This window comes from Tateyamaria sp. (genome assembly GCF_059783535.1).
Genome location: NZ_JBYNDP010000100.1, coordinates 1 through 13,836, shown reverse-complemented (window position 1 = coordinate 13,836; position 13,836 = coordinate 1). Strand labels below are relative to the sequence as shown.

Genomic DNA, 13,836 nt, shown 5'->3' with positions numbered 1-13,836 from the left:
GATCTGACCGCCTATGCGTCCGAGATGTTCGAGGCGAAATCAGACGTGTCGGCCTTTTCCGATGCCGAGCTGCTGCGCATGGACAGCAAGGAATATGCCGTCGATGGCACGCAATTCCGCGTGTCAGTCCTTGAAACCACTGCGCCCAAGCTGGTTTTGGACCGCAAGGACAGCCTGATGGCTTCCATGGTCGATGTGGCGAAAGAGGATGGCGCGGACGAAGTGCTGTTGTTCGTGGTCGACATCCTGAACGAGGAAGCCACCATGCTGATCCCGAATGACCGGGTGAAGGGTGTGGCCGAGAAGAGCTTTGATGCCACCGTGTCGAGCGACACCGTCGTCCTGCCCGGTATCATGAGCCGGAAAAAGCAGATCATCCCGAACCTCAAGGTCTGAGGGTGCGAGGCGGAGGGCACCTCCGCCTTACAGGTGAAGAAGCGCAAGGCAGGCGGACCAGTGGTCCGCCTTACTTTTTTGTGCAACCGTGGCTGCGGGAGGACACCATGCGCACCATCAAGACCGAGAAAGACGGCCGGATCGGCCGGATCGTTCTGAACCGCCCTGACGTGATGAATGCCATCGACGACGATCTGCCGCGCGAGTTGCAGGCTGCGGTCGAAGCGTTTGATGCGGACAGGGACGTACATGTGATGGTGCTGTCCGGGGCGGGCCGCGCCTTTTGTGCCGGGTATGACCTCGCGCACTATGCGCAGGACCCGGACAACAAGATCACGCAAGAGATGCCTTGGGACCCGATGCAGGACTACCAGTTCATGTGGGCCAATACGCAGTGCTTCATGTCGCTGTTTCGGGCCATGAAACCGGTTGTTGCCAAAGTGCACGGTTTTGCCGTTGCTGGCGGGTCTGACATTGCACTGTGCTGCGACATGGTGGTTATGGAGGATAAGGCCCAGATTGGATACATGCCCGCCCGCGTCTGGGGCTGTCCCACCACGGCCATGTGGGTGTACCGGCTGGGACCGGAGCGGGCCAAGCGGATGCTGCTGACCGGCGACAAGATCACAGGGACGGAAGCGGCTGAGATGGGATTGGTTTTGAAAGCTGTGCCTGCCGAAGCACTGGATGCCGAGGTTGAGGAATTGGCCGCGCGCATGGCGTCGGTGCCGATCAATCAGCTGGCCATGAACAAGATGGTGGTCAATCAGACGCTTGAAGCCACCATCAATCAAACCCAGCGTCTTGCCACCGTTTTTGACGGGATCACCCGGCATTCACCCGAGGGGCTGAATTTCAAGGCCCGGTCCGAGGCCATCGGTTGGAAACAGGCCGTGAAAGAGCGGGACGAGGGCCTGTATGACTGGACGCGGAACCACCCGCTGAACGACCCGGATCATCGCACCGACTAGACCCTTTCACCCCTGCCCCGGCTGTGGCACACCCCGGTTGACCAATTCATACCGGAGGCGTCATGGCCCAGATCATCACTTCCCTGTCCGAGATCTCGGATCGCTATGACGCGCTGTTCGTCGATCTTTGGGGCTGCGTGCACAATGGCGTGCACGCCCTGCCCGAGGCCGTGGCCGCATTGCAGGCCTACCGGGCCAAAGGGGGCAAGGTGGTGTTGGTCACGAACTCGCCCCGCCCACGCGCAGGTGTGATGAAGCAACTGGTGCATTTTGGTGTGCCGGATGATGCCTGGGACACAATCGCCACGTCAGGAGACAGCGCACGCGCGGCGATGTTCCGGGGGATCGTTGGGTCCAAGGTGCATTTCATTGGGCAGCCGGGTGAGGAGAAATTCTTTGAGCCTATTGGTGTGATCAAGGACCCGGTGAAGATCGAGATGGTGCCTCTGGACGAGGCCGAGGGGATCGTGTGCACCGGTCCGCGCGACCCAATGGCAGACCCCGACGTGATGCGGCCCGAGTTCCTCATGGCGAAGCAATTGGGGCTCAAGCTGCTCTGTGCGAACCCCGATATCGTCGTCGACCGTGGTGAGGTGCGGGAATGGTGCGCGGGTGCCCTGGCGAAGCTGTATACCGAGATGGGGGGCGAGAGCCTGTATTTCGGCAAGCCGCATCCACCCATCTATGATCTGGCGCGCCGCCGGTTGGCGGAGCTCGGTGTGGATGTGCATGACAGCGGCATTCTGGCCATCGGCGATGGTGTTTTAACCGACATCGCCGGTGCGATGGGAGAGGACATCGATTCTCTGTTCATTTCGGGCGGTTTGGCTGCAGCAGAAACCAAAACGTCGCACCAACCAGACCCGGATGCGTTAAGCGATTATCTTCAAAAGGAAAAATCTGCGCCGACTTTTGCCATAGGGCACTTACGCTGACCTACTTTTAGCTTGCTTTTCTGCGCGCGCAAAGTAATTACATTGCGCACACACCGGACAAACGTTCGGATTATTACCGGAGCAAGCTCATGTTGGACAACATGCCCCGCGGCACGATCTGTATTGAAGACATCGAAATGGGGATGTCCCGCCACCTGCGGAAAGTCGTCACGGACGAAGACATCGAGATGTTTGCGCAGGTCTCGACCGACCGGAACCCAGTGCATCTGGATGACGACTATGCGCGCGATACGATCTTTCAGGGGCGCATTGCGCATGGGATGCTGACGGCTGGTTTGATCTCGGCGGTCATTGGCGAGCAGCTGCCAGGACACGGTACGGTGTATATGGGCCAATCGTTAAAATTCCTTGCACCGGTGCGCCCGGGCGACATGGTCTATGCCGAAGTCAAGGTCATCGACATCGACTTTGCCAAGCGCCGCGTGAAGCTGGACTGCCACTGCGCTGTGGACGGTAAAAAGGTGCTGATTGGCGAGGCAACGGTCCTCGCACCGTCGCGGAAATTCGACTAACCCACTGCATCAAAACGGTTTTGGGGGCTCTGCCCCCGGCCTGCGGCCTCCCCCGAGGTATTTTAGGCCAAAAGAAACGGGTGCTTGCCCTTGTTTGGCCGCTTGGCTAGGCAAGGGATATGAAGATCATTCGGGACTACCAGTTTGTTGATGCCGCCGACCGGGGGGCCAGCGTCGCCATTGGCAACTTTGATGGCGTCCACATTGGTCATAGGTCCGTTATTGATCTGGCGCAGACAGCCGCGCCTGATGCGCCTGTGGGCGTCCTGACATTCGAGCCCCATCCGCGCGAGTATTTTGCCCCCGACGTGCCACCCTTTCGATTGATGAGCCAGGCCGCACGCGCAAGCCGTCTGGAGAAGATGGGCATCCGCTATCTCTTTGAATTGCCGTTTCATTCCGGCTTGGCAGGGTTGAGCCCGGAAGAGTTCGCACGGGATGTGATTTGCGATGGGCTGGGCCTGTCTCACGTGGTCGTTGGCGCCGATTTCTGTTTTGGCAAAAAACGTGCAGGTACCGCCGCGGACATGCAACGTTTCGGACAGGAGATGGGGTTTGGTGTGACCATTGCACCCTTGCTGGAACGAGCAGACAATACGATATCCTCGACGGCCATTCGCCAAGCCTTGTCCGATGGCAGACCGCAGGATGCGGCGGACATGCTGGGGCACTGGCACCGGATCGAGGGACCGATCATCGGCGGTGAGCAGCGCGGACGTACCCTGGGGTATCCGACGGCCAACATGTCGATTGATGGGCTGCACCCGCCCGCCTTTGGCGTTTATGCTGTTCTTTTCAATGTATTGGAGGGGCCTCATGCCGGTTCGTACCACGGTGTGGCTTCGTTGGGTGTGCGGCCCATGTTTGGGGAAAACAAACCCAATCTTGAGACGTTCGTGTTTGACTTCTCGGGCGATTTGTATGGCGCACCTGTCTCCGTTGCCTTGGTCGCGCACCTGCGCGGCGAGGTGAAATTTGACAGCGTGGATGCGCTGGTTACCCAAATGGATGCGGACAGTGCGCAAGCGCGCGCGATACTGGCCGACCTATGAGCGATCCCATTGACCGGGACGGTCTAACACCCCGCTTTTGGAAGAAAAAACCTATTTCAAAACTCTCCCGCAAGGAGTGGGAAGCGCTGTGTGATGGCTGCGGAAAGTGCTGTTTGAACAAGTTAGAAGACGAGGATTCTGGCGAAGTGGCATTGACCCGCGTGGCGTGCCGCTTGCTGGATGACGAAACGTGTCGGTGTGCGCATTACGAGACACGGCATCAATTCGTGCCCGATTGCATAGTTCTGAAGCCATCAAACATCGAAGAGCATTTGTATTGGATTCCGCAAACCTGCGCCTATCGCCTTGTTTATGAAGGCAAACCGCTGTTCGACTGGCATCCGTTGATCTCGGGCACGGCGGACACGGTCCATGCGGCAGGTGTGTCGATGCAGGGGCGCACCTTTAGCGAGTTCGATGTCGCCGACGATGATTGGGAAGAACATATTATCGACGAGCCGACCTGAGTAGTTGGCTAACCAAAGGTTGGGGCAACAGGGTGTCCAACCGCAATGGCTATTCCGGCTATAGGCTACGATGCTTTCTCGCTACGGCTGTAGATCGTTAGGAAAAAAGTGGTGAGCTGGCGCGTTGTGCCGCGAGATCAGACCGCATTCAGGAATCTGTGCCAGACCTCTGCCACTGCAATGGGATGCGTAATCGGACCCATATGCCCCACCCCGTCGAAGGTATGCGATGTAACCCGCGGCAAACGTCGGGCGATGGCACCGTTGACCGGCGCCGCCCAGCGCGAGGTGCCACCCCCCATCAGAAGCGCGGGCATTGTTGCCTGTTCGAACCGGCCCGGTGCAAGCAGGCCCGCGCTGTCATCAATCAGGAATGGCGCGGAATTGCGGACAAAAAGGATGCGATCCACCATATAGGCGCGGCTTTGGGCCGGAATGTTGTCCCATGCTGGTCCTTCGGCCCAGGCGCGGTTGAAGGCACGTGCGGCGGTTTCGTTGTCGCCTGCATCAATGGCGGCGTCGAAATCGGCGGTGTCGCGTTTGTAACTTGGGCCGAAATCCGGGTCATCCGCGATGATGGGCGCGAAATAGACGGGTTCGAACATGGCAACGCTGCGCACGCGCGCCGCATGTTCAATGGCGAGCCGCAGGGCGACCGTTGCGCCGAAGCTGTGACCGATGATGTCGATGGGGTCGTCGCCAATATCGTCCATGACCTTGAGCGCCATGGCAGTGGCCGCGTCATGCATGATGCCCTGACCGTCCCAATCGCCAGACTTGCCATGGTTGGGCAGGTCATAGGCGTGCAGCGTCAAGCCATCATCCAACGACTGGGCAAACCCGCGCCAGACACCGGAATGCCCAAGGGAGCAATGGATGGCGAGCGCAGGCCGTGGCCCGGACCCGAAGGCCCGGGTGTGGATGTGGGGGATCACAATTTGCCAGAGAGGTGCAGATCGAGATCTTCGAGCTTGTCCTGACCCCAGAACCGCTGATCCCCATCCACGATGTAGAAGGGGGCACCGAAGACGCCCTTGTCCACCGCTTCTTCCAGATTGGCGGCATAGGTTTCCGCCCCGCTGAGCAGCCCGCTATCGGCCAGAGATGGATCAAACCCTGCCTCGCTCAGACAAGCTTTGATCACGTCGTCTTGCGCGATGTCCTTCTCCTCGGCCCAGACGGCGCGCAGGATCGAGTGCACCAATGTCCCAAGGTCACCGCCACCTGCATTTTGGGCTGCGATGATCGCATAAGACGACGGAGCCGCGTTGGTGGGCCAATGCGCGGGTTTGAGGTTGAAGGGCATGTCGTATTTCTTGGCCTGCCGCACCAATTCCTGCGCGCGGTATTCGACGCGGTTGATGTGTCGATCCTTGGGCGGCGTGCCCCCCGTGCGCCCGAACAGCGCGATGACATCGACCGGTTTGTAGGTGACTGTAGCCCCGTGTTGCTGCGCCAGCGCCTCGAACCGTTTCCCGGCCAAGTAGGTGTAGGGGGAGAGTGTTGCAAAATAATAGTCGATATGGGCCATTTTCATCCTCGGTCGCGGGGTCAACTGTTTCGCGGGACGGTAAGCCCGTGCTAAGCGGAGTCAACATCACGAATCTGTCACAATCGTGCTGCGCGGGGACACGACATGCCGAACATCGAAGAGCCCAAGTTGATCTCGGGCAATGCCAATCTGCCATTGGCAAATGCAATTGCGCGACGCATGTCGATGCATCGGGGCGTCACAGTGGGGCTGGTAGATGCCCGGGTTGAACGCTTCAACGATGGCGAGATTTTCGTTGAAGTCTTCGAAAACGTGCGCGGCGAGGACATGTTCATCATTCAGCCGACCTCGAACCCTGCCAATGACAACCTGATGGAGCTGCTGATCATGTGTGATGCGCTGCGCCGATCGTCAGCGGCCCGCATCACCGCCGTGATCCCCTATTTCGGCTATGCCCGTCAGGATCGCCGGACCAAGGCGCGGACACCGATTTCATCCAAGCTGGTCGCCAATATGCTTGTGGGTGCAGGCATTGAGCGGGTTCTGACAATGGACCTGCACGCCGCTCAGATTCAGGGCTTCTTTGATATCCCGGTGGACAACCTCTATGCCTCGCCCATCTTTGCGCTGGACATCAAAACCCAATTTGCGGGCCGGATGGACGAGTTGATGATCGTATCGCCCGATGTGGGTGGTGTGGCGCGCGCGCGGGAACTGGCCAAGCGGCTGAACGCCCCGCTCTCCATTGTCGACAAACGGCGTGAGAAGCCCGGTGAAGTGGCCGAGATGACCGTGATCGGTGATGTAACGGACAAGGTTTGCATCATCGTTGACGACATGTGCGACACGGCTGGCACACTCTGCAAGGCGGCAGAGGTCATTTTGGACAATGGCGCGAAAGAAGTGCATTCGTACATCTCGCACGGAGTTATGTCCGGGCCTGCGGTGGAACGCGTGACCAATTCGGTAATGAAGTCGCTGGTCCTCACCGACAGCATTCAGCCCACTGAGGCTGTAAAGAACGCACCGAACATTCGGATTGTTCCGACCGCGCCGGTCTTTGCCCAGGCCATTTTGAACATCTGGCACGGCACGTCCGTCTCATCGCTGTTCGAGGCCGAGACGCTGTCCCCGATCTATGACGGGATGTACGCTGCGGAGTGATCGCGCGCGCGACAGCCTTGTATCATTTGCACCCTGCCGACCTGCGGGGGGATGCGCTGGTTCCTCTATCGACGTTGGAGCGTACGCAGCCTGATCTGTATAAGCGCGCCATTGCGAAGTACCGCAACAGAATGGGCTCGCTGCGCCGTTCTTTACCTGAATTAGGGTGTCTTTGGATCGACTGCGTTCAATTTTCGACCGTGCATCCAGAGGATTTGCGGGATGCAATGATCGCGGCGGGTTTTGGCTGGCCCGACCGTGGGCGTCAATTTCTGGTGTTTGATGCCGCGCGGCTGGAGGCCAGCGCGACCTGCATCTGGCTGCACCTTAACACGAGCCCAAGGCAAGACATGGCCGCAGCAATGACCGACATTGTTCCTTTTTCCACTGACCGCCTGCACGATTTGCGCGCTGTAGCGGATGGCACACGGGCCTATCTGGCTAAGATGGCGCAGCTTGGGCACAGGCCGCTCTTGTTCGTTGGCGTTCCGCACATCCTGCATCGGGGACCTATGTCCCTTGCCGGAAGTGAGCTATTGACCATCTGATCCTGCCCAGCATTGAAGCATGGCGTCTTTGCGGGGCAACGCTGCCTGCATGACCTCTGGACAGCCCCGCCGCGTTGCCCGAATATCCGGGCAAAACAATGGGGAGATTTCACATGAAGACCTTTTTGACGGCCGCCGTACTCTCGGTTGCGGCCACCGGAGCCTTTGCCGCGGGCCATTGTGCCGCCGGAAAGACCCTGACCGATGGCACGCTGACCATCGCGACCGGCAACCCGGCCTATTACCCCTGGGTTCTGAATGACGCGCCCGAGGCTGGTGAAGGGTTTGAGGCCGCCGTCGCCTATGCCCTGGCCGAAGAGATGGGATTTGCCGCCGATCAGGTCACTTGGGTCCGCACGTCGTTCGACGAGGCAATCCAGCCCGGCGCCAAGAATTTCGATCTGAACATGCAGCAGTATTCGATCACGGCAGAGCGCGACAAGGTCGTGGACTTCTCGACCCCCTACTACACCGCGCCGCAGGCCGTGATGACCACGCAGCCTGTCGTTGACGGTGGCGCTGAGCCAACACTGGACAGCCTCAAGGGGCTAAAATGGGGGGTCGTCGCATCGACCACCGCCCTTCCCGTCGTGATGGAGCAGATCGCGCCAGACGCGAGCCCGTTGGTCTATGACGACAATGCCAATGTCACCGCAGCCATGCAGGCTGGTCAGATTGATGCCGCCCTGTTTGATCTGCCCACCGCCCTGTTTACCGCTGCCGTTCTGATGGAAAATGGTGTGGTCCTTGGCCAGTTCGATCCGTCAGCCGCCGAGAACCCGGACCAGTTCGGGATGCTGATGCCTGAAGGGTCCGAGCTGAAAGCCTGTGTTGATGAGGCGCTGGCCGCTATGGCCGAAAACGGCAAACTGGCCGAGATCGAGGCGCAGTGGCTGCAGGAAGCCACCGGGGTTCCACTGATCAAGTGACACGGCGAGCCGCGTATGAGGCGCAGCAGAAACGTCGCGCCAATCTGATTGCAGGGGTCAGCACACTCATTGTGCTGGCCCTTATCGTGTTTCTTGTGCCGCTCGCCCCGGGATGGGAAGCGGTACGGGCTTCGTTCTTTGATGGTGAAGTGTTTGTCCGGGTCTTTCCCGACCTGCTGCGCGCATTTTTGCTGGATGTGGCCATTTTCGCCTGGTCGGTGCCGCTGATCTTTGGACTTGGCCTTGCCATCGCATTGGCGCGGGGAAACACTAACCCGGCCCTGTTTCCCCTACGCATCTTCGGTGCGGTCTATGTCGATCTGTTTCGTGGTATCCCCGTTGTCCTGCTGGTCTATCTGGTAGGCTTTGGCATCCCCGGTCTGGGCCTCGCCCGTCCGTGGAACTCCCCCTACATCTGGGGCACGGTTGCGCTGGTGCTGACCTATTCGGCTTACATCGCCGAGGTTCTGCGATCCGGCATCGAAAGCATCCACGCCAGCCAGCGCAACGCCGCCATTTGCCTTGGGCTGAGCGAGCGGGACACGATGCGCTATGTCATCCTGCCCCAAGCCATCCGCCGCGTGGTGCCCGCCAATATGAACATGCTGGTGGCGTTGCAAAAGGACGTGGCCCTTCTGTCCTTCATCGGCCCCGTGGAAATCCTGCGACAGGCGGGCATCTTCAAGTCGTTGCTGGCCAACTTCACGCCCTATGTGGCGGCCGCCGTCATCTTCCTGTGTGTCACCGTGCCCGCCACGCGCTATGCCGACTATCTGATGAACAGGGACCGCGATGCCCGATCCTAGACTCAGCCTGCTCGGCGTGACCAAGAGCTTTGACGACGTTCAGGTGCTTCGGGGCATCGACATGGACATTGCGCCGGGCGAGATGGTGTGCCTGATTGGGGCGTCCGGCTCCGGCAAGTCCACGCTCTTGCGCTGCATGAACGGGTTGGAGCCTGTGGATGATGGCGAGGTGCGGCTGGACGGAGTCGATATCGCCGAGCCTGGCTTTGACCTGACGCCCATCCGCCAACGTATCGGGATCGTGTTCCAGAGCTTCAACCTGTTCCCGCACATGACCGCCTATGACAACGTTGCCCTCGCGCCCCGCCGCGTGCTGGGCGAGGATGCGCGGGAGCGGATCGAGGCGTTGTTTGCCCGGTTCGGGCTAGCCGATCACATGAAGAAGTACCCCGACCAGCTATCTGGCGGGCAGCAGCAGCGCGTTGCGGTGATCCGGGCGCTGGCGATGCGCCCGCGGACGATGCTGCTGGACGAGATCACCTCGGCCCTTGATCCTGAGTTAGTAGGTGAGGTTCTGGACGTGCTGAGACAGTTGCGGGATGATGGCATGACGATGGTGCTGGCCACGCACGAGATGGCCTTTGCCCGAGAAGTCGCCGACCGGGTTGTGTTCATGGATCAGGGCGTGGTAGCCGAAGAAGGTGTGCCGGACCGAATCTTCTCTGCCCCCGAGCGCGAACGGACGCGCCGGTTTCTTGCGAGTGTACTACGATAAGGTGAGTAATGGGGTGCGGGGATTGAGTCCATTTTCGCATTTTGTTTGCGTTTGATAAAGAATATCGATTTTGCGAGCGGCCGCTGATTCCACTTTCTTAATGAAAATCAATCAGTTGAAACATCAAAGCTCGATGGGTGATCAGTAATACATCAATGTAAAGCCTGGGTATAGGTTGAGGTAAAATTTTAATGAATTGAACCCATGCGTGTGTTGGGCCAAATAATTGGCACAGTAAAGAAAGGTAACCAGTTATGTCACACCCCATTGATGTTCACGTCGGCAAACGATTGAAACAGATGCGCAAGCTGCGCCGTATGTCCCAAACGGACGTTGCAAAACGCTTGGACCTGTCCTTTCAGCAAGTGCAGAAATACGAGATTGGTTCAAACCGGATCGCGGCGAGCCGCCTGTTCGAGCTTTCGCACATCCTTGAGGTTCCCACATCGTACTTCTTTGAAGGATTGGCGGACGCAGGCAACACAGCTGCACCACGACGGGACCGCGGGCTTGATGTTATGACCGCACTAGCAGCTATTGAAGACGATAAGATCAAGTCACGCATTGTCACCTTCATCGAAGATGTGTCCGGTCTGAGCGTCGCGCGCCACGCTTCATAAACGAATAGTGTGACGGCATTTCACCAAGCTATTTAACGAGTACTTTTAGTTTTCTTCGGACCGGCCCGCCCAACAGCGGCCGGTCCTACTTTTTGGCTCACCAAACATCTGGAAACCGCTGAAGTGGGCGCTTGGAAACTTTGTTGCGGGGGGGAACACAGGTGTTGACGAGAGGCTGATACACACGCCTCGCCGTCCTCCTGTTGACCTCACGCTTGTAAAGGCATGCACCCATCTCAGGATCGGGTTTGAGCTCAAAGGGCCACAGCGCGGGTTTGCCCCTTCTGTCTGTGCATGAATCTGTTGCCAACCGTTGATTTTTAACCTCGTCCAATGAACTTGCATGTTGGACTTCTGCATTCTTGCAAGAACCAGTTTGTCCGCACAGGGGAACCGCTGAGCATGCACGCCTCGCAAGGCTTAATCCGCGAAACTCTCCCGGATATGTGAACCCAATCGCTGAACACAGGCACCTACTGATCATATGGCGATCAAATGTGCTCGGTAACGCGCATCTGGTCGTGGCTAGGTTCACGGTTCCACAAAGGCATAAGAATGAAACACGAAATCAGAAGCAAATTTGGGTTCATGAATGCAAAAACTGACTGGACCCAAACCGGAGTCATCGTGCCCCTACGCACGCGTACCCAAGCGATCCTTGACAGCACCCTGATTGACAACTTCATCCTCGGGGTCATCCTGTTCAACGCGGTGGTCGCAGGCCTGCAGACCATTTCACCGCTGGTAGCAGTGGCGGGGCCGCTGTTCCCCATACTCGACACCCTTTGTCTCACGGTTTTTGTCGTCGAAATCGCGACGAAGCTCTTTGCCAGAGGCGCTGACTTTTTTCGGAAGAGTTGGAACATCTTCGACCTTATCATCATCGGGTCGTCGCTTATCCCGGGTTCAAGTGGGCTATCGGTGCTCCGAGCGCTTCGCATCCTGCGGCTCTTTCGGGTGCTGTCCGTGGCCCCCAGCTTACGTCGCGTGGTCGAAGGCTTGTTCAGCGCTCTGCCCGGTATGGCTTCGGTCTTCGTGCTGATGGCGATGATGTTCTACATCGGCTCTGTCATGGCAACGACGCTTTTTGGAGAAGCATTCCCCGAATGGTTCGGTGATCTTGGGCGATCTGGATATACCCTATTCCAAATCATGACCCTGGAAAGCTGGTCCATGGGCATCGTGCGCCCCGTGATGGAGTTCTACCCATATGCATGGATGTTCTTCGTGCCATTCATTCTCGTGACGTCCTTCGCAGTGGTAAATCTGCTGGTAGGTCTGATCGTAAACTCGATGCAGACGGCTTATTCCGAAGAAGAAATTGCAGCGACGGACCAGTACCGCGAAGAGATGATTGCCCGGCTGGAGAAGATCGAGAAGGCGCTCCAGGTGCGGGAATGAGGGCAAGGATTGCTTTGAGCTTCTGGTGTGAATTTTATGGTTCAGATGATATTTTCTGCCGGTTGACGTGACTTGCAGGGTGACCGCCACTTTGTCCTGGGATCCCGATCTTAACTGCCCAAAGTGAAGTCGGGCTTGTCCTTAAAAAGGGCCATCGCGATGTTCGAGCACACCGCTCACCTTACCCCCGGCCCTAGTACAGATCCCAATCATCCGCCTGCCGCAGCTCGCCCATGGCAATCCATGCTAGCCGCACGCGCGCCACGCGCGTGTCGCCCCAAGTGCGAAACACGAGATCAAAGCCTTCCTTTGTGATGGTTTCGGCCATGGCATCAGCGCGCAGGGCGGACGCTGTGTCAACGTCCCACATGGAGATGGAGACGTGTACCGACGGTTCTGTCCGGAACGGTTCGGAAAAGCTTACCCGGCGGCGACGCTCGCGCTGGCCGCGGCCTGTCCACATTTCGCCCCCGTCCTCGAAATCCGAGAAAAGGACAGTGTCGCCTTGGTCAATACCTATCAGGTGGTTGCGGAGTCGTTTCATCGGATCGTTCTATTGGACGTTGGTGTGGTAACACGTCAGGCCATCAATTTAAGGCCCCAAAATCGCAAAAGGCCCCGCTACATACGAGGCCTTTCACATATTTCTTGATGGAGTGTTACAGGCTGGCCTGCTTGGGGCTCAGTCCGATTTCGGATCCCATGGCCGCCATGTCTGCCAGCAGCTTGGCAGCATCGTCAACGGGACCGGTGTCGCCCTGTCCCGCATCCTTGGCACGGTTGTAGGCATCCTGAACTTCGTCAAACATCGCATCCAGCTGGTCCTGGGTCATGTCACCCTTCGCAACCGCACGTTCGGCCAGAACGGACACGCCTTGCGCGCCGATCTCGGCAAAGCCTCCGGTCACGACGTATTCATGGGTGTCACTGCCCGCATCGACCTTCAGCACACCGGGGCGCAGGGTCGTAATCGTCGGGGCGTGGTCGGCCATCACGGTCATGTCGCCATCGGCACCTGGAATCTGCACGGCTGTCGCATCCATGGATGCAAGACTGCGCTCGGGCGATACCAAATCAAATTGCATCGTTTTCTCCTCTTTGGGGCGGCGGGGTGAACCCCGCCCTACGCCCGGAGATTGAAATGTAGGGCAGGCTCCAAGCCCGCCTTACGATTAGGCAGCGTCGGCGGCCATCTTCTCGGCTTTGGCGATCACCTCGTCGATGCCGCCAACCATGTAGAAGGCGCCTTCGGGCAGGTGGTCGTACTCGCCGGCCACAACGGCCTTGAACGAGGCAATCGTGTCTTCCAGCGGCACCTGAACACCGTCCGAGCCGGTGAATACCTTGGCCACGTCGAAGGGCTGGCTGAGGAAACGCTGGATCTTGCGCGCGCGCGCCACGGTCAGCTTGTCCTCTTCCGACAGTTCGTCCATCCCGAGGATCGCAATGATGTCCTGCAGCGACTTATAGCGCTGAAGGATCCCCTGCACGTCACGGGCAACCCCATAGTGCTCTTCGCCCACAACCGCCGGGTCCAAGAGACGCGACGAGCTGTCGAGCGGGTCCACCGCCGGATAGATGCCCAGTTCCGAGATTGCACGCGACAGCACGGTCGTGGCGTCGAGGTGGGCAAAGGTCGTGGCCGGTGCGGGGTCGGTCAGGTCGTCCGCAGGCACATACACGGCCTGGATCGAGGTGATCGAACCCGACTTGGTCGAGGTGATCCGTTCCTGCATCGCACCCATGTCTGTCGCCAGCGTTGGCTGGTAGCCCACCGCCGAGGGGATACGGCCGAGCAGAGCCGACA

General features: G+C 58.7%; 18 protein-coding genes. 13 read left to right on the top strand and 5 right to left on the bottom strand.

Annotation, left to right across the window (positions count from 1 at the left end; translation table 11 throughout):
• From AC6RA8_RS16620 to AC6RA8_RS16595, 6 genes are all read left to right on the top strand, one after another.
• A partial coding sequence (locus AC6RA8_RS16620; RefSeq protein ID WP_500354089.1) for a DHHA2 domain-containing protein occupies window positions 1–396 on the top strand: 396 nt, incomplete at its 5' end.
• Between the two features lie 107 nt (window positions 397–503).
• The gene (locus AC6RA8_RS16615) at window positions 504–1,367 is read left to right on the top strand and encodes a crotonase/enoyl-CoA hydratase family protein (RefSeq protein WP_500354087.1); all 864 of its coding nucleotides are present in this window, start codon (window positions 504–506) and stop codon (window positions 1,365–1,367) included.
• A 62-nt stretch (window positions 1,368–1,429) separates the two neighbouring features.
• On the top strand, window positions 1,430–2,302 hold the full coding sequence (locus tag AC6RA8_RS16610; RefSeq protein ID WP_500354086.1) for a TIGR01459 family HAD-type hydrolase: 873 nt from the start codon (window positions 1,430–1,432) through the stop codon (window positions 2,300–2,302).
• An 89-nt stretch (window positions 2,303–2,391) separates the two neighbouring features.
• Window positions 2,392–2,835 (top strand): MaoC family dehydratase, encoded by a 444-nt coding sequence (locus tag AC6RA8_RS16605; protein WP_189369450.1) that lies wholly within the window; start codon window positions 2,392–2,394, stop codon window positions 2,833–2,835.
• Between the two features lie 119 nt (window positions 2,836–2,954).
• On the top strand, window positions 2,955–3,887 hold the full coding sequence (locus AC6RA8_RS16600; protein WP_500354084.1) for a bifunctional riboflavin kinase/FAD synthetase: 933 nt from the start codon (window positions 2,955–2,957) through the stop codon (window positions 3,885–3,887).
• Window positions 3,884–4,354: a YcgN family cysteine cluster protein gene (locus AC6RA8_RS16595; RefSeq protein ID WP_500354082.1), complete on the top strand. Its 471-nt coding sequence runs from the start codon at window positions 3,884–3,886 to the stop codon at window positions 4,352–4,354. Before AC6RA8_RS16600 ends, AC6RA8_RS16595 begins: the two co-directional genes overlap by 4 nt.
• A 137-nt stretch (window positions 4,355–4,491) precedes the next feature.
• On the opposite strand, the gene AC6RA8_RS16590 is transcribed toward AC6RA8_RS16595, so the two are convergent.
• Together AC6RA8_RS16590 and AC6RA8_RS16585 are read right to left on the bottom strand one after the other, a co-directional pair.
• Entirely contained in the window at window positions 4,492–5,289 is a 798-nt protein-coding gene (locus tag AC6RA8_RS16590) for an alpha/beta fold hydrolase (protein ID WP_500354080.1), read from the bottom strand.
• On the bottom strand, window positions 5,286–5,885 hold the full coding sequence (locus AC6RA8_RS16585; protein ID WP_500354078.1) for a 2-hydroxychromene-2-carboxylate isomerase: 600 nt from the start codon (window positions 5,883–5,885) through the stop codon (window positions 5,286–5,288). Before AC6RA8_RS16585 ends, AC6RA8_RS16590 begins: the two co-directional genes overlap by 4 nt.
• Before the next feature lie 105 nt (window positions 5,886–5,990).
• On the opposite strand from AC6RA8_RS16585, the gene AC6RA8_RS16580 reads away from it, so the two are divergent.
• The 7 genes from AC6RA8_RS16580 to AC6RA8_RS16550 all read left to right on the top strand — a co-directional run bounded on the left by AC6RA8_RS16580 (window position 5,991) and on the right by AC6RA8_RS16550 (window position 12,029).
• Window positions 5,991–7,010, top strand: coding sequence for a ribose-phosphate pyrophosphokinase (locus tag AC6RA8_RS16580; protein WP_189369445.1), 1,020 nt, complete (start codon window positions 5,991–5,993; stop codon window positions 7,008–7,010).
• Window positions 7,011–7,237: 227 nt separating this feature from the next.
• Window positions 7,238–7,558: a hypothetical protein gene (locus tag AC6RA8_RS16575; RefSeq protein WP_500354076.1), complete on the top strand. Its 321-nt coding sequence runs from the start codon at window positions 7,238–7,240 to the stop codon at window positions 7,556–7,558.
• Between the two features lie 113 nt (window positions 7,559–7,671).
• Window positions 7,672–8,487, top strand: coding sequence for an ABC transporter substrate-binding protein (locus AC6RA8_RS16570; protein ID WP_500354074.1), 816 nt, complete (start codon window positions 7,672–7,674; stop codon window positions 8,485–8,487).
• Window positions 8,484–9,293: an amino acid ABC transporter permease gene (locus tag AC6RA8_RS16565; protein ID WP_500354072.1), complete on the top strand. Its 810-nt coding sequence runs from the start codon at window positions 8,484–8,486 to the stop codon at window positions 9,291–9,293. The genes AC6RA8_RS16570 and AC6RA8_RS16565 overlap by 4 nt, the downstream gene beginning before the upstream one ends.
• Window positions 9,280–10,008 (top strand): amino acid ABC transporter ATP-binding protein, encoded by a 729-nt coding sequence (locus AC6RA8_RS16560; protein ID WP_500354070.1) that lies wholly within the window; start codon window positions 9,280–9,282, stop codon window positions 10,006–10,008. Before AC6RA8_RS16565 ends, AC6RA8_RS16560 begins: the two co-directional genes overlap by 14 nt.
• Window positions 10,009–10,262: 254 nt before the next feature.
• Entirely contained in the window at window positions 10,263–10,628 is a 366-nt protein-coding gene (locus AC6RA8_RS16555; RefSeq protein ID WP_500354068.1) for a helix-turn-helix domain-containing protein, read from the top strand.
• Between the two features lie 627 nt (window positions 10,629–11,255).
• Window positions 11,256–12,029 (top strand): ion transporter, encoded by a 774-nt coding sequence (locus AC6RA8_RS16550; RefSeq protein WP_500354067.1) that lies wholly within the window; start codon window positions 11,256–11,258, stop codon window positions 12,027–12,029.
• Window positions 12,030–12,222: 193 nt separating this feature from the next.
• On the opposite strand, the gene AC6RA8_RS16545 is transcribed toward AC6RA8_RS16550, so the two are convergent.
• The 3 genes from AC6RA8_RS16545 to AC6RA8_RS16535 form a co-directional block, all read right to left on the bottom strand.
• Window positions 12,223–12,573: an H-type lectin domain-containing protein gene (locus AC6RA8_RS16545; RefSeq protein WP_500354065.1), complete on the bottom strand. Its 351-nt coding sequence runs from the start codon at window positions 12,571–12,573 to the stop codon at window positions 12,223–12,225.
• A 115-nt stretch (window positions 12,574–12,688) separates the two neighbouring features.
• Window positions 12,689–13,114: a F0F1 ATP synthase subunit epsilon gene (locus AC6RA8_RS16540; RefSeq protein ID WP_500354064.1), complete on the bottom strand. Its 426-nt coding sequence runs from the start codon at window positions 13,112–13,114 to the stop codon at window positions 12,689–12,691.
• A gap of 87 nt (window positions 13,115–13,201) precedes the next feature.
• Window positions 13,202–13,836, bottom strand: a 635-nt coding sequence (locus AC6RA8_RS16535) for an ATP synthase beta subunit C-terminal domain-containing protein (RefSeq protein ID WP_500354062.1), incomplete at its 5' end; no start/stop codon positions are given.